Origin of the sequence: Rhodococcus sp. NPDC058639 (genome assembly GCF_042717545.1) — a bacterium.
Taxonomy (GTDB): Bacteria; Actinomycetota; Actinomycetes; order Mycobacteriales; family Mycobacteriaceae; genus Rhodococcus.
The window spans coordinates 1-23599 of the sequence record NZ_JBHXRF010000012.1 but is presented as its reverse complement, the minus strand read 5'-3'; the positions used below and the strand labels follow the sequence as shown (position 1 = coordinate 23599).

The 23599-nt window shown below is 67.2% G+C and carries 20 protein-coding genes and 3 tRNA genes; 7 read left to right on the top strand and 16 right to left on the bottom strand.

What is annotated here, in order from left to right; all coding sequences use genetic code 11:
* Position 1 precedes the first annotated feature (1 nt).
* The 5 genes from ACFWU2_RS20445 to ACFWU2_RS20425 form a co-directional block, all read right to left on the bottom strand.
* Positions 2-898: an AAA family ATPase gene (locus ACFWU2_RS20445; protein WP_378610091.1), complete on the bottom strand. Its 897-nt coding sequence runs from the start codon at positions 896-898 to the stop codon at positions 2-4.
* A 29-nt stretch (positions 899-927) separates the two neighbouring features.
* Positions 928-2208 carry a glutamate-5-semialdehyde dehydrogenase gene (locus ACFWU2_RS20440; protein WP_378610090.1) on the bottom strand — a complete coding sequence of 427 codons (1281 nt, stop codon included), beginning with the start codon at positions 2206-2208 and terminating at the stop codon, positions 928-930.
* A gap of 55 nt (positions 2209-2263) precedes the next feature.
* Positions 2264-3370, bottom strand: a complete 1107-nt coding sequence (locus ACFWU2_RS20435) for a D-alanine--D-alanine ligase family protein (protein WP_378610089.1) — start codon at positions 3368-3370, stop codon at positions 2264-2266.
* A gap of 82 nt (positions 3371-3452) precedes the next feature.
* Positions 3453-4577 carry a cystathionine gamma-lyase gene (locus ACFWU2_RS20430; protein ID WP_378610088.1) on the bottom strand — a complete coding sequence of 375 codons (1125 nt, stop codon included), beginning with the start codon at positions 4575-4577 and terminating at the stop codon, positions 3453-3455.
* Positions 4578-4581: 4 nt separating this feature from the next.
* Positions 4582-5580 (bottom strand): NAD(P)H-dependent glycerol-3-phosphate dehydrogenase, encoded by a 999-nt coding sequence (locus ACFWU2_RS20425; RefSeq protein WP_378610087.1) that lies wholly within the window; start codon positions 5578-5580, stop codon positions 4582-4584.
* A 142-nt stretch (positions 5581-5722) separates the two neighbouring features.
* Here ACFWU2_RS20425 and cofC point away from each other — a divergent pair, with 142 nt between their 5' ends.
* Genes cofC through ACFWU2_RS20410 form a run of 3 tightly spaced genes read left to right on the top strand, consistent with a single transcriptional unit; the run spans position 5723 to position 9619 of the window.
* Positions 5723-6445, top strand: a complete 723-nt coding sequence (cofC, locus tag ACFWU2_RS20420; protein ID WP_378610086.1) for a 2-phospho-L-lactate guanylyltransferase — start codon at positions 5723-5725, stop codon at positions 6443-6445.
* Positions 6442-8658: an RNA degradosome polyphosphate kinase gene (locus ACFWU2_RS20415; RefSeq protein ID WP_378610085.1), complete on the top strand. Its 2217-nt coding sequence runs from the start codon at positions 6442-6444 to the stop codon at positions 8656-8658. Before cofC ends, ACFWU2_RS20415 begins: the two co-directional genes overlap by 4 nt.
* 13 nt (positions 8659-8671) lie before the next feature.
* The gene (locus ACFWU2_RS20410; protein ID WP_378610084.1) at positions 8672-9619 is read left to right on the top strand and encodes an NUDIX domain-containing protein; all 948 of its coding nucleotides are present in this window, start codon (positions 8672-8674) and stop codon (positions 9617-9619) included.
* Between the two features lie 195 nt (positions 9620-9814).
* On the opposite strand, the gene ACFWU2_RS20405 is transcribed toward ACFWU2_RS20410, so the two are convergent.
* The 3 genes from ACFWU2_RS20405 to leuC all read right to left on the bottom strand — a co-directional run bounded on the left by ACFWU2_RS20405 (position 9815) and on the right by leuC (position 12794).
* Positions 9815-10576, bottom strand: coding sequence for an HU family DNA-binding protein (locus tag ACFWU2_RS20405; protein WP_378610083.1), 762 nt, complete (start codon positions 10574-10576; stop codon positions 9815-9817).
* 168 nt (positions 10577-10744) lie between these two features.
* Complete coding sequence (gene leuD / locus ACFWU2_RS20400) at positions 10745-11341, bottom strand: 3-isopropylmalate dehydratase small subunit (RefSeq protein WP_169620357.1); 597 nt, start codon at positions 11339-11341, stop codon at positions 10745-10747.
* A gap of 25 nt (positions 11342-11366) precedes the next feature.
* Positions 11367-12794 (bottom strand): 3-isopropylmalate dehydratase large subunit, encoded by a 1428-nt coding sequence (gene leuC, locus ACFWU2_RS20395; protein WP_378610082.1) that lies wholly within the window; start codon positions 12792-12794, stop codon positions 11367-11369.
* Positions 12795-12912: 118 nt separating this feature from the next.
* Between leuC and ACFWU2_RS20390 the strand changes: the two genes are divergently transcribed.
* From ACFWU2_RS20390 to ACFWU2_RS20380, 3 genes are all read left to right on the top strand, one after another.
* Complete coding sequence (locus ACFWU2_RS20390; protein WP_378610081.1) at positions 12913-13614, top strand: IclR family transcriptional regulator; 702 nt, start codon at positions 12913-12915, stop codon at positions 13612-13614.
* A 44-nt stretch (positions 13615-13658) separates the two neighbouring features.
* Entirely contained in the window at positions 13659-14171 is a 513-nt protein-coding gene (locus ACFWU2_RS20385; protein WP_378610080.1) for a pyridoxamine 5'-phosphate oxidase family protein, read from the top strand.
* Positions 14172-14252: 81 nt separating this feature from the next.
* On the top strand, positions 14253-14420 hold the full coding sequence (locus ACFWU2_RS20380) for a DUF5302 domain-containing protein (RefSeq protein WP_378610079.1): 168 nt from the start codon (positions 14253-14255) through the stop codon (positions 14418-14420).
* A gap of 56 nt (positions 14421-14476) precedes the next feature.
* Here ACFWU2_RS20380 and ACFWU2_RS20375 read toward each other — a convergent pair.
* The 5 genes from ACFWU2_RS20375 to ACFWU2_RS20355 form a co-directional block, all read right to left on the bottom strand.
* Positions 14477-14549: transfer RNA gene (locus ACFWU2_RS20375), tRNA-Glu, on the bottom strand.
* Between the two features lie 85 nt (positions 14550-14634).
* Positions 14635-14710, bottom strand: a tRNA-Glu gene (locus tag ACFWU2_RS20370).
* Positions 14711-14797: 87 nt separating this feature from the next.
* Positions 14798-14869: transfer RNA gene (locus tag ACFWU2_RS20365), tRNA-Gln, on the bottom strand.
* 206 nt (positions 14870-15075) lie between these two features.
* The gene (gene gltX, locus ACFWU2_RS20360) at positions 15076-16548 is read right to left on the bottom strand and encodes a glutamate--tRNA ligase (RefSeq protein WP_378610078.1); all 1473 of its coding nucleotides are present in this window, start codon (positions 16546-16548) and stop codon (positions 15076-15078) included.
* Between the two features lie 82 nt (positions 16549-16630).
* Positions 16631-17407 (bottom strand): fumarylacetoacetate hydrolase family protein, encoded by a 777-nt coding sequence (locus tag ACFWU2_RS20355; protein ID WP_169619633.1) that lies wholly within the window; start codon positions 17405-17407, stop codon positions 16631-16633.
* Positions 17408-17521: 114 nt separating this feature from the next.
* Here ACFWU2_RS20355 and ACFWU2_RS20350 point away from each other — a divergent pair, with 114 nt between their 5' ends.
* Positions 17522-18694: an MFS transporter gene (locus ACFWU2_RS20350; RefSeq protein ID WP_378610077.1), complete on the top strand. Its 1173-nt coding sequence runs from the start codon at positions 17522-17524 to the stop codon at positions 18692-18694.
* 48 nt (positions 18695-18742) lie between these two features.
* On the opposite strand, the gene ACFWU2_RS20345 is transcribed toward ACFWU2_RS20350, so the two are convergent.
* The 3 genes from ACFWU2_RS20345 to ACFWU2_RS20335 form a co-directional block, all read right to left on the bottom strand.
* Positions 18743-19753: a 3-isopropylmalate dehydrogenase gene (locus tag ACFWU2_RS20345; protein ID WP_378610076.1), complete on the bottom strand. Its 1011-nt coding sequence runs from the start codon at positions 19751-19753 to the stop codon at positions 18743-18745.
* Positions 19754-19860: 107 nt separating this feature from the next.
* Positions 19861-21453 carry a phosphoglycerate dehydrogenase gene (gene serA, locus ACFWU2_RS20340; protein ID WP_378610075.1) on the bottom strand — a complete coding sequence of 531 codons (1593 nt, stop codon included), beginning with the start codon at positions 21451-21453 and terminating at the stop codon, positions 19861-19863.
* Between the two features lie 210 nt (positions 21454-21663).
* Positions 21664-23478: a SulP family inorganic anion transporter gene (locus ACFWU2_RS20335; RefSeq protein WP_378610074.1), complete on the bottom strand. Its 1815-nt coding sequence runs from the start codon at positions 23476-23478 to the stop codon at positions 21664-21666.
* Positions 23479-23599 lie beyond the last annotated feature (121 nt).

Sequence of the window (23599 nt, the reverse complement as noted above, 5' to 3'; positions counted from 1 at the left end):
GTCAGTTCAGCCGAAGCTCGGCCGCGACGCGCAGTTGGTCGGATTGATGCTTGAGCACGACCCCGAGGGTGGTGCGCACGGCTGCGTCGTCGAGCGTGTCGAGCCCGAGTGCGAGCAACGTCCGGCCCCAGTCGATGGTTTCGGCTACCGACGGCACCTTCTTGAGTTGCATGCCGCGCAGCACCCGGACTGTGCGCACAAGTTGCTCGGCGATCGCGTCCGGAAGCTCCGGCACCCGGCTCGCGAGGATCCGGCGTTCGAGGTCGGCGTCGGGGAAATCCAGGTGCAGGAACAGACAGCGCCGCTTGAGCGCTTCGGACAGTTCGCGGGTGGCGTTGGATGTCAGCACGGCGAAGGGCTTGCGCGTCGCGGTGATCGTGCCGAGTTCGGGGACCGTGACCGCGAAGTCGCTCAGCACCTCGAGCAGCAGGCCCTCGATCTCCACGTCCGCCTTGTCGACCTCGTCGATGAGCAGCACCGTCGGATCCTCGCGGCGGATGGCCGTCAGCAGCGGACGGGAGAGGAGGAACTCTTCCGAGAACACGTCCGCCTTGGTCTCGTCCCACGATTCACCGGCTGCGGCGTTCGCGCCGGCCGACTGGATCCGCAGAATCTGCTTCGCGTGGTTCCACTCGTAGAGCGCGCGGGATTCGTCGACGCCCTCGTAGCACTGCAAGCGAACCAGTTCCGCGCCGGACGTCTGGGCAACGGCCCGCGCGAGTTCCGTCTTGCCGACACCTGCGGGCCCCTCGATGAGCAGGGGCTTGTCGAGCCTGTCGGCGAGGAACACCGCGGTGGCCGTGGCTTTGTCCGCGAGGTAACCGGTCTCCGCCAGGCGATCGATCACTTCCTGGACATCCGCGAAGATCGGCGGGGTGATGGGCAGCGCACGATCCACGCTGAGTCCTTTCGTCGAGCCGGCCGGGTTCAGGCCGGGCGGGTGTGGCCGGCGCCCCACACCACCCATTTGGTGGAGGTCAGTTCCGGCAGGCCCATCGGACCCCGGGCGTGCAGTTTCTGCGTGGAGATTCCGATCTCGGCTCCGAACCCGAACTGCTCACCGTCCGTGAAGGCCGTCGACGCGTTGACCATAACGGCTGCCGCATCGACGCGAGCGGTGAACTCCCGGGCCGCCGCGAGGTCGGACGTGACGATGGCTTCGGTGTGACCGGTTCCGTACCGATCGATGTGCTCGACGGCCGCATTCAGGTCGTCGACCACCGCGAGCGCGACGTCGAGCGTGAGGTATTCCTGCGCCCAGTCCTCTTCGGTGGCCGGGACCAGACCGGGCAGGTCGCCGTGCACGGTCACGCCGTGCGACTGCAGTGCGTCCAGCAGTTGCGGGACGGCGGTGTCGGCGACGGCCTTGTCGACCAGGATCGTCTCCGCCGTGTTGCACACGCTGGGCCGGCGGGTCTTCGCGTTCACCACGATCTTCTCGGCCATCTCGAGGTCGGCAGCGGCGTGGACGTACACGTGGCAGTTACCGACACCGGTCTCGATGGTGGGCACGGTGGCATCCCTGACGACCGCGGCGATCAGACCCGCGCCCCCACGCGGAATCACCACGTCGACGAGCCCGCGGGCCTGGATCAGATGGGTGACCGACGAACGGTCCGCGCTGGGCAGCAGTTGCACCGCGTCGGCCGGCAGACCCTGTGCTTCGAGCGCGGGGCGTAGCGCGGCGACGAGCGCGGCATTGGAACGCGCCGCCGAGGACGAACCGCGCAGCAACGCCGCGTTGCCCGACTTGAGAGCAAGACCGAACGCGTCGACGGTGACATTGGGGCGGGCCTCGTAGACCATGCCGACGACGCCGAGCGGCACCCGCAACTGCCGCAACTCGAGTCCGTTGGGCAGCGTCGAACCGCGGACGACTTCGCCGATCGGGTCCGGCAGTCCCGCGACCTGACGCAGACCCGACGCGATGCCCTCGACCCGCGCGGACGTCAGCCGCAGCCGATCGAGGAGGGACTCTTCCGTACCGGCCGCGCGGGCAGCGGCGATGTCTTCGGCGTTGGCGGCGAGCACGGCGTCGGTCGCGGCGAGCACGGCGTCGGCGGCCGCGTGGAGCGCGGCATCCTTCTCGGCAGTGGTCAGCAACGCAAGACGGCGGGACGCGACGCGGGCGCGGCGGGCCGCGGCATGCACGGCTTCACGGGTGTCTCCGGCGTCGGTCACCACTGAGTCGGGAGTCACGGCAGTCATGCCCACAGCCTAGTCGTGGATACGGGGGCTCCGACAAGCGCGGCGCCCGTCCGGGTCAGCGAAGACCGGTGCCTCGCGCGAGCGCGGTCCGTACGAGGATGTCGACGAGTTCGCGGTACCCGATTCCGGTGGCTTCCCACATCTTCGGATACATCGAGATCGACGTGAAGCCGGGCATCGTGTTGATCTCGTTGATCACCGGCCCGTCGGCGGTGACGAAGAAGTCGACCCGGGACAGACCCTGGCAATCCAGCGCGCGGAACGCGCGGACGGCCAGCTCACGAATTTCATCGGAGACAGCGGTATCGAACTTCGCCGGCACGTCGAACTCGCACACGTCGTCGAGGTACTTGGTGTCGAAGTCGTAGAACGCCTCGTGGTCGCCGGAGATATCGGGCATGCGGATCTCCGCGACCACGCTGGCCCGCACGTCACCGTCGGGGAACTCGAGCACGCCGCACTCGACTTCGCGGCCCACGATGGCGGATTCGACGATGACCTTCGGATCGTGCGCTCGGGCTTTGCCGACGGCGGCGTCGAATGCCGCCCAGTCGGTGACGCGGCTGACGCCGATCGAGGATCCGCCGCGGGCCGGCTTGACGAAGACGGGAAGTCCCAGTTGCTGCTTCTGTTCCTCGGTGAGGGTGGCCGTACCCGGCCGCATCACGATCTGGAAGCCGACCGGCAGCCCCTCCGCGGCCAGCAGTTTCTTCGTGAACTCCTTGTCCATTCCGGCTGCGCTCGCGAGCACCCCCGGACCGACGTAGGGCAAGCCTGCGAGTTCGAGGAGGCCCTGGATGGTGCCGTCCTCGCCGTATGCGCCGTGCAACACCGGAAAGACCACGTCGACGGACGCGAGAACCTTGCCGAACTCCACCTCGTCGAGCGCGACGATGTCGCCACTGCGGGTGGGGTCCGCGGTGAGCACCAGCGACGAACCGTTCGCGTCCACGACGGGAAGCTCGCGACCCGCCTTCGCGAGATGCTCGGGGTCGCTGTCGCCCAGAACCCACGAGCCGTCGGTCGTGATCCCGATCGGGACGACGTCGTACTGCTCGGGGTCGAGGTTGCGCAGGATACTTCCTGCCGACACGCAGGAGACGGAGTGTTCGTTGCTGCGACCGCCGAAGACGACGGCCACCCGGGTTCGGGGCGTACTCACGGCACAAACCGTACCGGTAACTCGCGCTGTCTCCCCAGCCGCGTCCCGTTCCGCTCGCCCGCCCGGCCCGCCGCCCGAGATGTCACAACGAGCCGAGGGCCGCGTGCAGGTCGCCGAGAAGATCGGCGGTGTCTTCGATTCCGCACGACAACCGGACGAAGCCGTCCGCCACGGGATCGCCCCAGCGAGCCCGGCGATCCGCGGTGGTGTGGATACCGCCGAAACTCGTCGCCGGGAGGACGAGCTCGGCAGCGTTCACGAACCGATGGACGTCGTGTGCGCTGGGAAGCGCGAACGTGACCAGGGGCCCGAATTTCTGCATCTGTGTGACGGCCACGGGGTGAGCGGGGTCCGAGTCCAGTCCCGGGTAGCGCACTCCGGTGACGGCGGGGTGCTCGCTGAGCATCCGGGCGACGGCGAGGGCGTTCGCGCATTGCCGTTCGATCCGCAGCCCCGCTGTTCCGAGACTGCGGTGGGCCAGCCACGTTTCGAACGGCCCGAGCACGGTGCCCGAGTGCAAGCGCTCACGATCGAGCCGCGGCAGCAGCGTGGTGTCCGAGACGGCTACGTATCCGAACAGAAGATCGCTGTGTCCACTGAGGGATTTCGTACCGCTGGCGACGACGATGTCTGCCCCGAGGGCGAGTGGGGTCTGCCCGAGTGGAGTGGCGGTGGTGTTGTCGACCAGCAGCAGCGCCCCCGCCGCCCTGCACAACTCGGCGGTGGCACGAAGGTCGACGATGTCGAGGCCGGGATTGGACGGGGTTTCGGCGAGCACCACCGCGCCCTCGCCGGCACCGGCCAGGATGCTGCGCAGCGTTCCGTCGCCGAACTCGGCCACGGAGAGTTCACGAACGACCGCGCCGTGGCCGGCGAGGAAGTCCTGCGCGTAGGCACGTACCTGGTAATAGCCGTCGGCGGGCACCACGACGGTCGCACCGGGTCGGCTGAACGCTCTCAGCGCGACGGTGATCGCCGACATACCGGATCCGACGACCCGCGCGGCGACAGCGCCCTCGAGCGTCGCGAGGGCCGCTTCGAGGGCACGCCAGCCGGGGTTGGACGCGCGTGCGTAGGTGTCCACCTCCCCGCTTTCGTCCTCGCCGAGCAGATACGGCGCGGCGAATACCGGGCCCTGCTGGAGCGGCGAGCCCGGCGTGCCTTCGGAGGCAACAGCTTTCACACAACGAGTGGAATCACCGGTCATGTGCTTATTCCGGCTTGATTTGTCGGCCGAGCAGCAGACCGATCGCGTCGTGCACCGACATCCCCTCGTGGCACACCCGGTGCACCGCATCGGTGAGTGGCATCTCCACGTCGTAGCTCGCGGCGAGGGCTCGCACCGACGTGCAGGACTTGACGCCTTCGGCGACCTGGCCGTGGGTGGCCTCCTGCGCGCTCTCGAGCGACTCCCCTCTGCCGAGGCGTTCACCGAACGAGCGGTTGCGGGACAACGGCGAACTGCACGTCGCGACGAGATCCCCGACTCCTGCGAGGCCGGCGAGGGTGGTCGGCATGGCACCGAGCGCGACGCCGAGCCTGATGATCTCCGCGAGGCCCCGGGTGATGATGCTGGCGACGGTGTTCTCGCCGAGGCCCACCCCGGCTGCCATGCCACATGCCAGAGCGATCACGTTCTTGCACGCGCCGCCGATTTCACAGCCGATGACGTCGGAGTTCGTGTAGGGACGGAAATAGCCTGTGGCGCACGACTTCTGAATCTCCAGCGCACGCGTCGAATCGGGGCACGCGATCACCGTCGCGGCGGGCTGCCCCTCGGCGATCTCCCGAGCCAGGTTCGGGCCCGAGAGGACGGCGATGCGATGCGGGTCGGCTCCCGTGACCTGGCCGATGACCTGACTCATGCGCATGAGGGTGCCGCTCTCGATCCCCTTGGCGAGGCTGAGCAGGGTGGCGCCGGACCCGATGTCCTCGCGCCACGACCCCAGGTTGGCGCGCAAGGACTGGCTCGGCACCGCGAGCACCGCGAAGTCGACGCCGTCGAGCGCCACACGATGATCGGTCGTCGCCCTCAGGGACGCGGGGAGCGCGACTCCGGGCAGATAGGCCGGGTTCTCGTGGTGCTCACCGATGGCCTGCGCCACCTCCGCCCGGCGCGCCCAGATCGTCACGTCGGTGCCTGCTTCTGCGAGCACCTTCGCGAAGGCAGTCCCCCACGACCCTGCTCCCAGAACTGCCGCTTTGGTCACAAATCCCCCTCTGTCCCCTCATTCGTTCCGACGCGCGATCCGGCGTGCGCGTCACCACACGCTGATGCTTTCAGTATCGCCCAGGTGGACGGACGGCACCGCGACCCGCCCTCGCCCGCGACCGGCTGGCACAATCACGCCCATGCCCGCGGTGCACATTCTCGTCCCGGTCAAGGCCCTCGGCCTGGCCAAGTCGAGACTGGCCCATGCCCTCGAACCGGACGCACGCGCCGAACTGGTGCTCGCGATGCTCGAGGACACTCTCGCCGCAGCCCGGGAAACCGACGACGCCGTGGTCACCGTGATCACTTCCGACCGCCGGGTCGCAGCCGTTGCTCGGCGGTCGGGCGCAGCGGTGCTCGCAGATCCGCCGGCCGCGAGCGGTGAGGACCGGCAGGACTCGCTGAACGCGGCCCTGCGATCCGCCGCCGAACACGCCCGGGACGAATCGCCCGGTGTCGATCTCGTCGCGTTGCAGGCAGACCTGCCCTCCTTGCGCCCCCACGAACTGGCCGAGGCACTCGACGCGGCCCGCGCGACGGGGACCATGATCGTCGCCGACCACACCGGCTCGGGTACCACCGCACTTCTCCACTGCACGTCGCAGCGTCCGCTGCACCCCCGGTTCGGGCCTGATTCCGCGCACCGGCACCTCGAGGACGGTGCCCTCGCCGTGGAGGCGCACCTACCCGGCCTGCGACTCGACGTCGACACGATCGACGATCTGGGGGCCGCGGTGCGTCTGGGAGTCGGTGCGGCCACCGCCGGTTTACTCGACCGCATCGGCTCCGCACTTCCCTTCCCGTATCCGACCTCCCGCCAGGAGCGTCACACCTCCCCGGTTCCTGACACAATGGGGCGGTGACCAACGGCGACACCCCCGAGCAGAGCGTCGGCATCGAACAGAGTGCCGAAACCGATCAAGGTGCCCTAGCCGGCACCACCCGACCGCAGGGACGCGTGGCCACCGCCACCAGCGCCCCACCCGCCGCCATCGACTCCCAGCTGAGGACGAACCGCAACGACGGTCTGCCCCGCGATCGGTACCTCAACCGCGAGTTGAGCTGGCTCGACTTCAACGCCCGGGTACTCGCATTGGCGGAAGACACTTCCCAGCCGCTGCTCGAGCGCGCCAAGTTCCTCGCGATCTTCGCGTCGAACCTCGACGAGTTCTACATGGTGCGGGTCGCGGGGCTCAAGCGCCGCGCGGAGACCGGACTGTCCGTTCGGTCCGCCGACGGCCTCTCTCCCCGGGCCCAGCTCGCACTCATCGCGTCGAGCACGCAGGAACTCGCGGGCCGGCACGCCCAGGTATTCCTCGACTCGGTCCTGCCGGCTCTCGAAACCGAGGGCATCTCGATCATCAAATGGGCGGATCTGACCGCCGACGAACGTGGACGGCTCACGCGGTACTTCGCGGAGCAGGTGTTCCCCGTCCTCACCCCCCTCGCCGTCGACCCCGCCCACCCGTTCCCCTACATCAGCGGCCTGAGCTTGAATCTCGCTGTGACGGTGAAGGATTGCGAATCCTCGGGTGAGCACTTCGCGCGAGTCAAGGTGCCCGACAACGTCGATCGTTTCGTCCGTGTCGATCGCGCCGGGTCGCTTCACGGCCTCGCGGCATTCCTGCCGCTCGAAGAGCTCATCGCGGCTCACCTGGACGTGCTGTTCCCCGGCATGGAAATCGTGGAGCACCACGCGTTCCGGGTGACACGCAACGCCGATTTCGAGGTCGAAGAGGACCGCGACGAAGACCTTCTCAAAGCGCTCGAACGAGAACTGGCACGACGACGGTTCGGCTCGCCCGTCCGCCTCGAGGTGTCCGACGACATGACCGAGCACATGCTCGACCTGTTGCTCCGCGAGTTGGACGTCGACCCTGCGGACGTCGTCCAGCTCCCCGGCCTCCTCGACCTGTCGTGCCTGTGGCAGGTCCATGCCGTCGACCGCCCGGATCTGAAGGATGTGCCGTTCGTTCCCGCAACGCATTTCGCCTTCGGGGAAAGGGAGACACCGAAGAGCGTGTTCTCGACGCTGCGCGAGGGGGACGTCCTCGTCCACCATCCGTACGACTCGTTCTCGACGAGCGTTCAACGGTTCATCGAGCAGGCCGCCGCAGACAGCCAGGTCCTGGCGATCAAGCAGACGCTGTACCGCACCTCCGGCGACTCCCCCATCGTCGACGCACTGGTGACGGCCGCGGAAGCCGGCAAGCAGGTGGTGGCTCTCGTCGAGATCAAGGCGCGTTTCGACGAGCAGGCGAACATCAAATGGGCGCGAAAACTCGAGCAGGCGGGCGTGCACGTCGTGTACGGCCTGGTGGGACTCAAGACCCACTGCAAGACATGCCTGGTGGTTCGACGTGAAGGGTCCACCATTCGCCGCTACTGCCACATCGGCACAGGCAACTACAACCCGAAGACCGCGCGGCTCTACGAAGATGTGGGTCTGCTCACCTCGTCGCCGGAGATCGGCGCCGATCTGACCGACCTGTTCAACACCCTCACCGGTTACTCGCGGAAGGAGCAGTACCGCAACCTGCTCGTCGCGCCCCACGGAGTTCGCAAGGGGATCATCGAGCGCATCGACCGGGAGATCGAACACCATGCGGCGGGCCGGCCCACGCGGGTTCGCCTCAAAGCCAACGCCCTCGTCGACGAACAGGTCATCGACGCCCTCTATCGCGCGTCCTGCGCCGGCGTCCCGGTCGAAATCGTCGTGCGCGGAATCTGCGCGCTCAAACCGGGCGTTCCGGGTCTGAGCGAGAACATCACCGTCCGGTCCATCCTCGGTCGGTTCCTCGAACATTCGCGCATATTCCACTTCCTCGGCAGCGACGAGTGCTGGATCGGCAGCGCCGACATGATGCACCGCAACCTCGACCGCCGGGTCGAGGTCATGGTGCAGGTGAAAAACCCTCGGCTGGCACATCAGTTGCAGGACATTTTCGATTCCGCGCTCGATCCGGCTACGCGGTGCTGGACCCTCGAGGCCGACGGCACGTGGACGGCTTCCCCCGCGCCGGGCACGGCAGCGCGCGACCACCAGATGGAACTCATGCGCAGCCGCGCATCGTAAGGCGGAGGCACCGGTGACCGATTCGTCCGATAAGCCGATGAAGGCCAACATCTTTGCCGCAGGTGCAGTGCTGTGGCGTCCCGCCGGTGGTGACATGAGCCGGCTCGCCGGTGGCGACATCGAAGTCGCGGTCGTCCACCGGCCCCGATACGACGACTGGTCGTTTCCGAAGGGGAAACTCGACCCCGGGGAGACCGCAGTCGTCGCCGCGGTCCGTGAGATCCAGGAAGAAACAGGATTTCAGCCCGTCCTCGGCCGGCACCTCGGCCGGGTGACATATCCGGTGCCCGGGCACCGGAAACTCAAACGGGTGGACTACTGGGCAGCGAAGCCGGCCGACGGCGAGTTCGTCCCGAACAACGAAGTCGACGAATTGCGTTGGGTTACACCGGAAGCCGCGTTCGACCAGCTGTCGTACCCGATGGACCGGAGCGTGCTCCGGCGTTTCCGGTTGCTGCCCGCCGACACCGCGACGGTAGTGATCGTCCGGCACGCGAAGGCCGGGAGCCGTAAGAAGCATCGGGGCGACGACCGGACCCGACCTCTCGATGCGGCCGGCAAGGCACAAGCGGCAGCACTTGTCCCCCAGTTGCGCGCGTTCGGCGGCGACAGCGTCACGTCGGCCGACCGCACGCGGTGCGTCGAGACCGTGGCACCGTTCGCGGCGGACATCGGCGCCGAGGTTGCGCTCGAACCCTCGCTGTCGGAAGAGGAATACAACGCAGATCCCCAACTGGGCCGCAAGCGTGCACTCGACATCGTCGCGCGCGGTGGCACCCCGGTCATCTGCAGCCAGGGAAAGGTCATTCCCGATCTGGTCTCGTGGTGGGCGGACCGGGACGGGATCACACTCCCGCCCGCACGGAATCGCAAGGCGAGCATGTGGGTGCTCTCGCTGAAGGGCGACCGTCTCCTCGCAGCCGACCACCTCGACAGTCCGCTGCCCTCGAAGCAGTCCTGACCGACCCCCGCTCCCGGACCGGCTCAGGCCACCGGGGGCGCGTCCGGCCGCCCGGCGGTCGCTGTGTGGATCTCAGACGCCGACGGCGGCTACCGGAGATGTCCGGTAGCCGCCGAATGCCACCCGTCCCGCGCACACGCGGACCGGTGGTGGGCGTCGACCTGTTGCTCGGCGCCGGATTACTGCTCGGCCGAATTACTTCTTGGCGGTCCTGCGGGCCGTGGTCTTCTTGGCCGGAGCCTTCTTCGCCGCCGCAGTGGTCTTCTTGGCCGCGGTGGTGGTCTTCTTCGCCGGAGCCTTCTTGGCTGCGGTGGTGGTCTTCTTCGCCGCGGTGCTCTTGGTTGCGGTGGTGGTCTTCTTGGCCGGAGCCTTCTTGGCTGCGGTGCTGGTCTTCTTCGCCGCGGTGCTCTTGGTTGCGGTGGTGGTCTTCTTGGCCGGAGCCGACTTTGCCGCAGTGGTCTTCTTCGCCGCGGTGGTCTTCTTGGCCGGAGCCGACTTTGCCGCAGTGGTCTTCTTCGCCGCGGTGCTCTTGGCTGCAGTGGACTTGGCTGCGGTGGTCTTCTTGGCCGCAGTCGACTTGGCGGCAGCGGTCTTCTTCGCAGCCTTCTTGGCGGCAGCGGACTTCTTCACTGCTGCAGCAGCACCGCGCTTGACGGCCGGTCCCGTGGCGGGGAGCTTCTGGGTACCGGCGATGACTGCCTTGAACTGCGCACCCGGACGGAAAGCCGGCACCGACGTCGGCTTGACCTTGACCGTTTCACCGGTGCGCGGGTTGCGGGCAACGCGCGCCGCACGGCGACGCTGCTCGAAGACACCGAATCCGGTGATGGTGACGCTCTTCCCGTCGTGCACGGCACGCACGATCGCGTCCACAATGTGCTCGACGGCCGCCGTGGCGGTACGCCTGTCCGAACCGAGCTTGTCGGTCAGAACGTCGATCAGCTCTGCCTTGTTCATGATTTCCTCCGCACATCTACGGTCCACCGTCAGACCGACTCCAGTCCACGGTAGACCCGCAAACGGACTAGAGTCTATGTGCCACGCGGATTCTCATGCAAATAAGTCGCAGGTCCCGGCCCGACCGGGGGTCGAACCGGGACCTGAAGGGGCCTTTTCAGCCTCGGATCACGGGGCCGGAAGAGTCCGTGGTTTCCAAGAAGGCCTTGACTTTTCGTACTCGGAAATGGCTTCTACCTGGCGCAACGTCAACCCGATGTCGTCGAGACCCTCGAGCAGACGCCACCGCGTGTAGTCGTCAATAACGAACGGCACCACTGTGGTTCCGGCGGTCACTGTCCGAGTTTCCAAATTCACATCGAGTTCGAGCCCAGGCTGCTGTTCGATGAGTTTCCAGAGCAATTCGACGTCGTCCTGCTCGACCTGAGCGGCCAGAAGTCCGGCCTTTCCGGCATTGCCGCGGAAGATGTCGGCGAAGCGGGACGAGATCACAACCCGGAATCCGTAATCGGACAAGGCCCACACCGCGTGTTCACGCGAGGAACCGGTGCCGAAATCCGGACCGGCGACGAGAACGCTGCCGCGGTCGAACGGTGGGGTGTTGAGAACGAACGCCGGATCGTTACGCCACGCGGCGAACAGGCCGTCTTCGAATCCGGTGCGGGTGACGCGTTTCAGATACACCGCCGGGATGATCTGGTCGGTGTCGACGTTGGACCGGCGCAGGGGAACGCCGATGCCCTTGTGAGTAGTGAAGGCTTCCATCGAAATATCTCCTCGGTCCTGTGCTCTAGTCCAGATCCGCCGGCGCGGAGAGGGTGCCACGCACCGCTGTTGCGGCGGCGACTGCCGGGGAGACGAGGTGCGTGCGACCGCCCTTGCCCTGCCGCCCCTCGAAGTTACGGTTCGACGTCGACGCCGACCGCTCCCCCGGGGCAAGCTGATCCGGGTTCATGCCCAGGCACATCGAGCAGCCGGCCTGACGCCATTCCGCCCCTGCGGCCGTGAAGATCTCACCGAGACCTTCCTCCTCCGCCTGGACACGAACACGCATCGAACCGGGCACGACGAGCATCCGCACGCCGTCGGCGACCTTCCGTCCGTCGAGCACTTCGGCGACGGCACGCAGATCCTCGATCCGGCCGTTGGTGCAGGAACCGACGAACACGGTGTCGATCTTGATGTCGCGCAGCGGCATACCGGGTTCGAGGTCCATGTATCGCAGGGCCTTCTCGGCAGCAGACCGCGCGGTCTCCTCCGCGATCTCCTCAGGCACCGGCACCGTGGAGCCGAGCGGTGCGCCCTGGCCCGGGTTGGTCCCCCACGTCACGAACGGGGTGAGCGCACTGCCGTCGATATGGACCTCTGCGTCGAAAACCGCGTCGTCGTCGGTCTTCAGCTGTTCCCACGCTTCCACAGCCGCGTCCCAATCGGCACCCTTCGGCGCGTGCGGACGACCCTTGATGAATTCGTAGGTGGTGGCGTCGGGAGCGATCATGCCGGCGCGCGCGCCTGCCTCGATCGACATGTTGCAGATCGTCATCCGCGATTCCATGGAGAGTTTGCGAATCGCCTCGCCGCGGTATTCCAGGACGTAACCCTGCCCACCGCCGGTACCGATCTTGGCGATGATCGCGAGAATGAGGTCCTTGGAGGTGACGCCCGGCGGCAGTTCGCCGTCGACGGTGATCGCCATGGTCTTGAAAGGCCGCAGCGACAGCGACTGCGTCGCCATGACGTGCTCGACCTCACTGGTGCCGATACCCATTGCGAGCGCACCGAATGCCCCGTGGGTGGAGGTGTGGCTGTCGCCGCACACCACCGTCATACCGGGCTGGGTGAGTCCGAGCTGGGGCCCGACCACGTGGACGATGCCCTGATCGAGGTCTCCCATCGGATGCAGCCGGACGCCGAACTCCTCACAGTTGCGACGCAGCGTCTCTACCTGCGTGCGCGAGATGGGATCGGCGATCGGCTTGTCGATGTCGATCGTCGGAACGTTGTGGTCCTCGGTCGCAATGGTGAGATCGGGACGGCGCAGCGAACGTCCCGCCAGCCGCAAGCCGTCGAAGGCCTGCGGACTCGTCACCTCGTGCACGAGGTGCAGGTCGATGTAGATCAGATCCGGCTCTCGCGCCGCACCTTCTCCTCCACCACGCACGATGACGTGCTGATCCCACACCTTCTCCGCCAGAGTCTTTCCAGCCATCTTCTCCACCTGTCGTACGTGACGAACGCGAGACCGATTCAGGGCTGTCCGGTCCGCGTATGGTGTCGTCCCCGCCTCGTTCCGCATGCGATATGCTTCCCAGCATGCGAGACGGAGGTATCGACCTATGAGACAGCATAGCGGGATCGGAGTGTTGGACAAAGCGATGACTGTCCTACACGCGGTGGCCGAACAGCCTTGCAATCTCAACGAGTTGTGCACCCGCACAGGTCTGCCGCGCGCCACGGCGCATCGTCTCGCAGTCGGTCTCGAAGTACACCGCCTCCTCATGCGCGACGGCGACGGTCAGTGGCGCCCGGGCCCAGGTCTGGCCGAACTCTCCACCGGCGCCGGCGACTCGCTCGTCGAGGCCGCCTCCCTCGTCCTTCCCCGGTTGCGCGAAATCACCGGCGAGAGCGTGCAGTTGTACCGCCGCGAAGGCACCCACCGGGTGTGCGTCGCAGCACTCGAGCCACCGACGGGACTGCGCGACACCGTCCTTGTGGGCTCGCGTCTGCCGATGACCGCCGGATCGGGCGCCAAAGTTCTGCTCGCGTGGGCCGATACGGCCGTACAGCGCGCGATCCTGCCCGAGGCCGCATTCGGGGAACGCGTTCTCACCGAAGTCCGCCGTCGCGGATGGGCGCAGAGCGCGGCCGAACGCGAACCCGGAGTTGCGTCCGTGGCCGCACCCGTCCGGGACGGTGGCGGTGCTGTCGTCGCCGCGGTCTCGGTATCCGGACCGATCGACCGCATGGGGCGCCGGCCGGGTGCCCGATGGGCCGCAGACCTTCTCGCCGCGGCCGAGGCGTTGCAGAAACGACTCTGACGACCCCTGGTGGCGGATGTGCGTGGTATGTCACAGTTCTCGTCATGGGAACCAACCGTCGCGCCGAAATCGCTATGACCGACTCGGAAATCTCCGATTTCCTCCACCACAGCCGTGTGGCGACCCTCGCATCACTCGGCCCCACGGGCATGCCCCACCTGGTCGCGATGTGGTACGCGGTACTGGACGGCGAGATCTGGTTCGAGACGAAGGCGAAGTCCCAGAAGGTCGTGAATCTCCGGCGTGACAACCGCGTCACCGCACTCGTCGAGGCGGGCGACACGTACGACCGGTTACGGGGCGTCGCGATCGAGGGCCACGCCGAGATCACCGACGACCACGACGCCGTGTTCGCCGTCTGCCGCGACGTGTGGAATCGGTACACCGCCCCCTACACCGAGGAGGCGCGGCCCGCGGTGGAGCAGATGATGACCAAGCGGGTCGCTGTGCGTGTCGTGCCCGGGCGGGTCCGATCCTGGGATCACCGCAAGCTGGGTCTGCCCGCGATGGAGATCGGCGGCACCACGGCTGCGTACCTCTCCTCGACCGCACGCTGAACCTCGGCCCCGATAAATGGGGCGACAGCGCCGTTCCCCCGGCGCTACATTTCGAGGGCATCGGCGAAGGAAGGGGACACCATGACCGACCCGGAGAAGGAACGCCTCAAACAAGAATTCCGCGACGCGCTCTTACGTAAGAAGGAGCGCGACGTCCACGGCACCGCGCACCTCGACGCTCAATCCAAGGCTCGCGGAACGAAGGCACACGCGGACCACCACCGCGAGTTCCGGCGCAAGAGCGTATGAGATGGGCCCGGCACGAAAAAGACCCTCCGAGCAATGCTCGGAGGGTCTTCTGCCTGTACCCCCGATGGGATTCGAACCCACGCTACCGCCGTGAGAGGGCGGCGTCCTAGGCCGCTAGACGACGGGGGCCTGGACTTTCCTTCGACACGCCCCGGAAGGCACGCCTGCTTTCAGAGAAGAACACCCACCGATCCGGAGATCGATGGGCCGCTCATGGTACCCCCGATGGGATTCGAACCCACGCTACCGCCGTGAGAGGGCGGCGTCCTAGGCCGCTAGACGACGGGGGCCTGAGAACTTCTTCTCGTTACGCTTCCCGAGGGAAGCTCAGCCAGCTTAGCTGGCCGAGACGTGGCGGGCAAACCACCACATCGCAGCTGGGGTACCAGGACTCGAACCTAGAATGGCTGAACCAGAATCAGCTGTGTTGCCAATTACACCATACCCCAATGGACTGTCCCTTCGGCCTGCGCACTGCGCTCCGGCCTCCGTTCCCGAACCGAGAGAAAGATTAGCACCATCACCGTGCACAACTACAAATCGCCTGGTCAAAGCAGGTAAATCGGCCTCGAACCGAAGCGCCCGCGTAGCGGAAGCTACGCGGGCGCCGGTCAGTGGTGGCCGATCGGTGGTGGCCGATCGGTGGTGGCGCCGATCAGCCGACTACGGCCCGAGCCGCCCGCATACGGTCCAGGGTGCGCTCGCGTCCGAGCAACTCCATCGACTCGTAGAGCGGCGGGCTGATGTGCGAGCCCGTGACGGCCACACGCACCGGCGCGAAGGCCTTACGCGGCTTGAGTCCGAGATCGTCGATGAGGGCCGTCTTGAGGGCCTCCTCGATCGCCTCCGTGGACCAGTCGTCGAGACCGTCCAACGCCGTGAGCGCGGCGTCGAGGACCGGCGCCGCTTCCTCCTTGAGGTTCTTCGCGGCGGCCGCCTCGTCCAGAACGAAGTCGGATTCGTCGACGAAGAGGAACTTCAGCAGATCCCACGCGTCGGAGAGCACCACGATGCGCGTCTGAACGAGATCGGCGGCCTTCCGGAACACCGTGTCGTCCACGTCGGCCGCAAGATGACCGTGCTCGACGAGGAACGTCTTCAGACGGTTCGCGAAGTCCGCCGGCTCGAGCATCCGGATGTGCTCGGCGTTGATCGCGTCGGCCTTCTTCTGGTCGAACCTCGCCGGGTTCGAATTGACCTTGCCGATGTCGAAGGCCGCGACCATCTCGTCGAGAGAGAAGATGTCGCGGTCGTCGGCCAGCCCCCAGCCGAGCAGCGCGAGGTAGTTCAGCAGTCCCTCCGGGATGAAACCGCGGTCGCGATGAAGGAAGAGGTTGGACTCGGGATCGCGCTTGGAGAGCTTCTTGTTTCCCTGCCCCATGACGAACGGAAGGTGCCCGAACTCGGGCGTGAAGTCGGCCACCCCGATGCGCTGCAGCGCGGCGTACAGAGCGAGCTGACGAGGCGTGGACGACAACAGGTCCTCGCCACGCAGGACGTGCGTGATCTTCATGAGCGCGTCGTCCACGGGATTGACGAGCGTGTACAGCGGGATGCCGTTACCGCGTGTGAGCGCGAAATCGGGAACGCTGCCGGCCTTGAACGTCGTCTCACCGCGGACGAGATCGTGCCACGTCAGGTCCTCGTCGGGCATCCGCAGCCGCACCACGGCCTTGCGTCCCTCGTCGAGAAATGCCTGCCGCTGCTCTGGAGTCAGGTCGCGGTCGTAATTGTCGTAGCCGAGCTTGGGGTCGCGGCCCGCCGCCTTGTGGCGCTCCTCGACTTCCTCCGCGGTCGAGAACGACTCGTAGGCCTCGCCGGCCTCGAGCAGTTTCTCCACGACGCCGATGTGGAGTCCGCGACGTTCCGACTGGCGGTACGGCTTGTACGGTCCGCCGACCTCCGGGCCCTCGTCCCATTCGAGTCCCAGCCAGCGCAACGCGTCGAGGATCGCCTGGTACGACTCCTCGCTGTCCCGGGCAGCGTCGGTGTCTTCGATGCGGAACACGAACGTGCCGCCGTGGTGACGCGCGAAGGCCCAGTTGAACAGGGCGGTACGCACGAGACCCACGTGCGGGGTTCCGGTCGGGGACGGACAGAAACGGACACGTACTTCGCTGCTGGTCATGACTCGCTCAGGGTTGAGGATCGACGGGGAGACCCTCCCAGGCTATCCCCTGACCCCCGCCCAGGAAGCGGAGACCGCCCGGTCAGGCGCCCTTGGCCACGACGGGATTGGTCAGCGTTCCGATCTTCTCGACGGTGACGGAAACGGTGTCGCCCGGGACGATCGGTCCGACGCCCTCGGGGGTGCCGGTGAGAATGACGTCGCCCGGAAGCAGGGTCATGACCGCCGACACCCATTCGATGAGCTTCGGAATGTCGTGGACCATCAGCGAAGTCCGGCTCCGCTGACGCTGCTGCCCGTCGACCTCCGCCGTGATCTCGAGATCCGACGGGTCGAGGTCGGTCTCGATCCACGGCCCCAGCGGGCAGAACGTGTCGTGCCCCTTGGCGCGCGTCCACTGTCCGTCGGCCGCCTGGTGGTCACGGGCCGAGACGTCGTTCGCGACGGTGTATCCGAGGATCGCCTCACGCGCCTTCGCCGCCGGTACGTCCTTGCACGGCCTGCCGATCACGACGGCCAGCTCGGCCTCGTGGTGAACGACAGAAGCATTACGGGGAATGACGATCGGGGCACCCGGCCCGACGATCGACGTGTTCGGCTTGAGGAAGATCACCGGCTCTTCGGGAACCTCGTTCCCCGATTCCGCGGCGTGCGCAGCGTAATTGCGGCCGACAGCGATCACCTTGCTGGCAAGGATGGGAGCGAGCAACCGGACATCGGCGAGCGGCCAGCTACGTCCGGTGAAGGTGGGCGTACCGAAGGGATGCTCGGCGATCTCCTTCGCGGTTGCAGAATCCCCCTCCCCCTCGATGCTGACGAAAGCGACACCATCCGGACTGGCAATTCGACCAAGGCGCATGCGGGAAGTCTAACGGGGCGGCGCCCACCTCCTATCGACGCGGGCGTCGGCCTCCGTATAAAGTGAGCCCACAATTTCAAGATACGGGATCATTATCCTAGATAGTGGGAAACGATGGACGCGGGTGAAATCGGGGCACGGCGTTGGCTCATCCTGGCCGTCGGCGTACTGGCACAGGCGGCGCAGGCCACGATCGTCAACGGAGTGGCGTTCCTCATCCCCTCGCTCCATACCGAGGCGGGTCTGTCGCTTGCGCAGGCCGGAACCCTTGCGGGCGCACCGCTGTTCGGTGGCGTCTTCACTCTCGTGATGTGGGGCGCGATCTCGGACCGATTCGGCGAGCGGTTCGCGTTGACGGCGGGACTGGGGCTCGCGTCGGCGGCAACGGCCGCAGCCACCCTCACCACCTCGATTCCCGCGCTGGGCATACTGCTCGTGCTCGCCGGCGCCGGCGCCGTCAGCGCGAACGCCGCGAGCGGGCGCGTCGTCGTCGGGTGGTTCGCACCCCGCCAACGAGGGCTCGCGATGGGAATCCGTCAGATGTCGGTGCCCCTCGGCGTCGCGGCAGGAGCACTCGTCATTCCCCCGGTCGCCGCGCACCACGGCGTCGCCTGGGCACTCGCCTTTCCGGCGCTCGCCTGCGGGATCGCGGCGCTCGCGTGCGCGCTCGGAATCCTGGACCCACCCCGGCCCGACCGGGCGGAGGCGCACCGCACGGGAATGCTCGCGAATCCGTATCGGAGTTCGTGGACCCTCGCGCGCATCCACGCGGCTTCGATCCTGCTGGTGGTGCCGCAGTACGTCGTGTGGACCTATTCACTCGTGTGGCTGATCACCGATCGGGAATGGGACGAAACCGGTGCCGGTCTACTGATCGCGGTGGCCCAGATCCTCGCCGCCCTCGGCCGTGTCGCCGCCGGAAGCTGGTCCGACCGGGTGGGTAGCAGGCTGGGTCCGATGCGACTCGTCGCTGTATCGGTGGTCCTCGCGATGGTCGCACTGGCCGCGACATCCTTGTCCGGATCGGTGGCAGCCGTCGTCGTCCTGCTCGTCGCCTCGGTGCTGACCTCGGCCCCGAACGGCCTGGCGTTCACGGCGGTTGCGGAGATCGCGGGGCCGTACTGGGGAGGACGTGCGCTCGGCGTCCAGAACACCGGGCAATTCGTCGCGGCAGCTGCGGTGGGGCCGGCCTTCGGCGCGCTCATCGCCGTGGTCGGGTTCCCGGCGGCATTCGCGATCGCAGCGATCGCACCGGCAGCCGCAGCACCGGTGATTCCGAAAAGTTAACCGGCCGTGCTGGTTCCGGCTGCCGAGGCGACCGGAACCAGCACCGCGTCAGAGCGCTGCGGCGATACGGTCACCGACGTCGGTCGTGACGATCGGTCCCGATCCCCGCGACGCGAGATCCGCTTCCACGGCCTGCTCGACACGGGCGGCATCCTCGTCGCGCCCGAGATGACGCAGCAGCAACGCAGTCGACAAGATCGCCGCCGTCGGGTCCGCGATGCCCTTGCCCGCGATGTCGGGAGCCGAGCCGTGGACCGGTTCGAACATCGACGGATTGGTGCCCGAGGCATCGATGTTGCCACTGGCCGCCAAGCCGATACCGCCGGTGACCGCACCCGCCAGGTCCGTGATGATGTCGCCGAAGAGATTGTCGGTGACGATCACATCGAACCGCGACGGATCGTCGACCATGTAGATCGTCGCCGCGTCGATGTGGCAGTAGGCGGTCTCGACGTCGGGGTACTCGCGACCCACGGTCTCGATGGCGCGGGTCCAGATCGCACCCGCATTCGACAGCACGTTGGTCTTGTGGATGAGGGTGAGGTGCTTGCGGCGGGTCTGCGCCAGCGCGAACGCGTACCGCACGACGCGCTCCGCACCGAACCAGGTGTTGATCGACACCTCGGTGGCGATCTCGTGCGGCGTACCGACCCGGATCGCTCCTCCGTTGCCCGTGTACGGACCCTCGGTGCCTTCACGCACCACGACGAAGTCGATGTCGGGGCTCTTCGCGAGCGGCGACACCGAACCCGGGTACAGCCGCGAAGGACGCAGATTCACGTGGTGGTCGAGAGCGAACCGCATGTTGAGCAACAGGCCACGCTCGAGCACCCCGGGCTTGACCGACGGATCTCCGATGGCGCCGAGCAGGATTGCGTCGTGTTCACGGATTGCCGCAAGATCCGCGTCCGGCAGCAGTTCACCGGTTGCGTTGTATCGCTTTGCGCCGAGGTCGTATTCGGTGGTCTCGAGGTCCGGAACCAAGGCGCGCAACACCTTCAGCGCCTCGGCTGTGACCTCGACACCGATTCCGTCACCGGGGATGACTGCGAGTTTCATGGGTTGGTGCTCACTTCCTGTGCGACGGTGGCCGCGACCGTGCTGAGACGGTCGCGGCCACCGGACGATGCTGGGCCCGAGGGCGCCCGTAGACGCCCCGGAAACGATCAGGACAGGTCGACCTGCGCGACGCGTGCGTCGAGCTGCTCGACGATCTGCGCGACCTCGGCGTCACCCACGACGCGGTTCACGCGCAGGATGACGGTCGCGCCCGGGCCTTCGGCATCCTGGCTCAGTGCGGCGGCCTGGATGTCGATACCGGCGTTACCGAGAACGGTGCCGAGTGTTCCGAGGACACCCGGACGATCCTGGTAGTGCACGATGAAGTTGTGGCCCTCGGCACGCAGGTCGAAGCTGCGTCCGTTGATGTTGACGATCTTCTCGACCTGCTGCAGGCCGGTGAGCGCACCCGCGACCTGCGTGACGTGACCGTCGGCGGCCACGGCGCGCACCTCGACGGAACTGCGGTGGGTCTGCGCCTCGCTGACCTTCTCGACCTCGACGGTCACGCCGCGCTGCTCGGCGAGCTGCGGTGCGTTGACGAAGGTGACGGGCTCGTCGCTGCTGGCCGAGAACAGGCCACGCAGCGCAGCGAGTCCGAGGATCTCGACGTTCTCGGACGAGAGTTCGCCGCTCGCGACGACCTGGACGTTCTGGACTGCCTCGGGCGAGAGGGTGCCGGCGAGCAGGCCGAGCTTGCGGACCAGTTCCAGCCACGGCGCGACCTCTTCACCGACCGGGCCACCGGAGACGTTCACGGCGTCCGGCACGAACTCGCCGGCGAGCGCGAGCAGCACGCTCTTCGCGACATCGGTGCCCGCCCGGTCCTGGGCCTCGGAGGTGGACGCCCCGAGGTGGGGAGTCACGACCACGTTGTCGAGATCGAACAGCGGCGAATCGGTGCACGGCTCGGAGTTGAAGACGTCGAGTCCTGCTGCGCGGACCTTGCCGGAGACGAGCGCGTCGTACAGTGCGCCTTCGTCGATGAGACCGCCGCGAGCGGCGTTGACGATGATCACACCGTCCTTGGTCTTGGCAAGACGCTCCGCGTTGAGCAGACCGGCGGTTTCCTTGGTCTTGGGCAGGTGCACGGAGATGAAGTCGGCCCGCGCGACGAGTTCGTCGATGTCGACCAGTTCGATCCCCAGCTGTGCCGCACGCGCTGCGGGCAGGTAGGGGTCGTAGGCGATGATGTCGGTCTCGAACGCGGCGAGGCGCTGCGCGAAGAGCTGACCGATCCGGCCGAGGCCGACGACGCCGACGGTCTTGCCGAGGATCTCGGTGCCGTTGAAACTCGAGCGCTTCCAGGTCTTCTCGCGCAGCGTGCGGTCGGCGGCCGGGATCTGGCGCGCGGTGGAGAGGAGCAGCGCGACAGCGTGCTCGGCGGCCGAGTGGATGTTGGACGTCGGGGCGTTGACGACCATCACGCCGCGCTCGGTGGCGGCGGCGATGTCGACGTTGTCGAGACCGACACCTGCGCGGCCGACGATCTTCAGGTTGGTCGCGGCGGCGAGCACCTCTGCGTCGACGGTCGTTGCGGACCGGACGAGAAGCGCATGCGCGTCGGGTACGGCTGCGAGCAGCGCCGGGCGGTCCGGGCCGTCCACCCAGCGCACCTCGACACCGTCACCGAGCGCATCGACGGTCGATTGCGCAAGCTTGTCGGCGATCAGGACTACTGGACGGCCATTCTGGCTCACGTGTGGACTCCCTGTGTCGTGAATGTGTGGGTGGTCGGCGGCGCCGACGCCTGTCGGAAGGCGCGTTCACCCGCGACCGCACACAGTTTAGTGCCCCGGCCCCCACTACGGGCCCACCGGGATCGTCCAGCGGGGTACAGCGGGGCGGGGTGGAGTCCCCCACGCGATCCTGGGCCGACCCGTATACGGCCGGAAGACGTCGCGGGTACCTCAGCGTCGCCGCCGCAAATGCCTGGCGCCCGGTACCGGGCGCGGCCTCCGCCGTGCGCTCCGTCCGGCGGTTCCCGTCGGCGAAATGTCCGGACGCGCACGAATTGTCCGACGGGTGATACCGGTGTCGCGCCGGTGCCGGAAGGCGATCACGGCGGCACGAGAGGTGGGATAGAACTGTTCCCGATGGAAGCGGTTTTCCGACTGCATGCGCAGAAGCTTTTCTCTCTCCTGGCCCTCCAGTGCCGCAAAGCCGAATCGAATTCCGTTGTGGGACAGGTATTCGTCGAGCCGCTCGAGCTCTTCGACCGACGTCGTGTCGAGATCGGTGATCGGCTGGGCCACGAGGATCACCCACTCCACCCGATCGGATCGCTCCTGCACGAGTGCGCGCACATAGCCCGTGAGAATCGAGCCGTTCGCGAAGAACAGCGGTGCGTCGAACCGTGCCAGGAGGAGCCCTCTGATCCGGTGGCCTTCGGGATGGCGCGCTCTGTCGTGATATCCGGCGATTCCGGGGACTTCGACGAGTTCGGCGCGGTGAGGCCGCCAGGTCTGGATCACCAACGCCATCAGCGACAGCGCGATCGCGATCAGTACGCCTCGCAGCACGCCCGTGAGGATGACGGCGACGGATGCCGCTAAACACAAACCGAATTCGATCTTGGCCACCTGCCACAGATGCCCGACCTTGGCGAAGTTGAACTGCGCACTCGCAGCGACGATGACGACGGCGCTGAGAGCGGACCGCGGAAGGTTGCCCGTCGCGCCGGGTGCGAGCAGGAGGAAGGCAAGGACCGTCAGTGCTCCCACCACTCCGGCGAGTTGGGTGTGCGCGCCCGCGCGTTGGACGACAGGCGTGCGGCTTCCGCTACCGCACACCGGGAACCCGCCTGTGACACCGGCCGCGAGGTTCGCGACGCCGAGCGCCCGCATCTCGGAGCTTCCGTTCACGTCCTCACCGCGCTCGGACGAGAAAGCGCGGGACACGACGGAGGTGTCGGCGAAACCGATGACGGCGATCGCGACAGCGGGGCCGAGCAGAGTCGCGACGTCGCTCCACGCGAGCCCGCCGAGGGCCGGGCCAGGGAGCCCCGACGGGAGCGCGCCCACCGTCTCGAGTTTGTCGCCCAGCCCGAAAGCAGCTGTCACCCCGGTGGCCACGACGACCCCGATCAGGATGCCCGGAACTCGTGGCCACAGCACCTGTACCACCACGATCAGGATCAGGGTCGCGCCGCCGAGGAGGAAGGCGAGCGATCCGAGCGCACCCCCGCGCACCGCGTCCGCAGCATTCCGGAGGTTCGTGAAGAGGTCGGCCGGCCGGGTATTCGCACCGAGTAGGTGCGGGACCTCGCTCGCGATCACGATCAGAGCGATAGCGTTGAGAAATCCGACCCTGATGGGGTTGGACAGCAGTTCTGTGATGAATCCGAGGCGCAGAATCCCGCTGAACAACAGCAGAATTCCGACTATCAGGGCGAGCAGACCGGCTAGCGCCACGGCGCGGGCGGGATCTCCTGCCGCGGCGAGGGGAACGACCGCCGCAGCGATCAGCGGTGCCAGGGCGGAAGACGGAACGACCACGAGGATGCGCGACGGGCCGACAAGCGCATACACCAGCATGGGCACGATCGTGGCGTACATGCCCATGTGGGCAGGCAGTCCCGCCGCTGCCGCGTATCCCATGCCGGTGGGCACGAGCAGCGCGCTGACCACCAAACCCGCGGTGATGTCGGTCCGCAGCCATCCGCGCTGGTACCTGCGTGCCGTGGCGATGCCGGGAATCCGGCTCACGGCGGCCGAGAGCGACATTGGGCAAGTATGGTACGCCGGTGCCGTCCGCGTCCTGCACGTGGAGAGATTCGTTTCGGCACGCACCGAGCACCGGCTTCACCCGAAACGACGGCAGCCCGCCACCCTGTCGGGGTGGCGG

Bases quoted from the DNA above. Each gene is read 5' to 3' on its own strand.
- ACFWU2_RS20390 (WP_378610081.1), top strand. From the start codon at position 12,913: ATGAGACAGCATAGCGGGATCGGAGTGTTGGACAAAGCGATGACTGTC.
- gltX (WP_378610078.1), bottom strand. From the start codon at position 16,548: ATGACCAGCAGCGAAGTACGTGTCCGTTTCTGTCCGTCCCCGACCGGA.
- ACFWU2_RS20385 (WP_378610080.1), top strand. From the start codon at position 13,659: ATGGGAACCAACCGTCGCGCCGAAATCGCTATGACCGACTCGGAAATC.
- ACFWU2_RS20335 (WP_378610074.1), bottom strand. From the start codon at position 23,478: ATGTCGCTCTCGGCCGCCGTGAGCCGGATTCCCGGCATCGCCACGGCA.
- ACFWU2_RS20350 (WP_378610077.1), top strand. From the start codon at position 17,522: ATGGACGCGGGTGAAATCGGGGCACGGCGTTGGCTCATCCTGGCCGTC.
- ACFWU2_RS20440 (WP_378610090.1), bottom strand. From the start codon at position 2,208: ATGACTGCCGTGACTCCCGACTCAGTGGTGACCGACGCCGGAGACACC.
- cofC (WP_378610086.1), top strand. From the start codon at position 5,723: ATGCCCGCGGTGCACATTCTCGTCCCGGTCAAGGCCCTCGGCCTGGCC.
- leuD (WP_169620357.1), bottom strand. From the start codon at position 11,341: ATGGAAGCCTTCACTACTCACAAGGGCATCGGCGTTCCCCTGCGCCGG.
- ACFWU2_RS20405 (WP_378610083.1), bottom strand. From the start codon at position 10,576: ATGAACAAGGCAGAGCTGATCGACGTTCTGACCGACAAGCTCGGTTCG.
- ACFWU2_RS20380 (WP_378610079.1), top strand. From the start codon at position 14,253: ATGACCGACCCGGAGAAGGAACGCCTCAAACAAGAATTCCGCGACGCG.
- ACFWU2_RS20355 (WP_169619633.1), bottom strand. From the start codon at position 17,407: ATGCGCCTTGGTCGAATTGCCAGTCCGGATGGTGTCGCTTTCGTCAGC.
- ACFWU2_RS20430 (WP_378610088.1), bottom strand. From the start codon at position 4,577: ATGACCGGTGATTCCACTCGTTGTGTGAAAGCTGTTGCCTCCGAAGGC.
- ACFWU2_RS20345 (WP_378610076.1), bottom strand. From the start codon at position 19,753: ATGAAACTCGCAGTCATCCCCGGTGACGGAATCGGTGTCGAGGTCACA.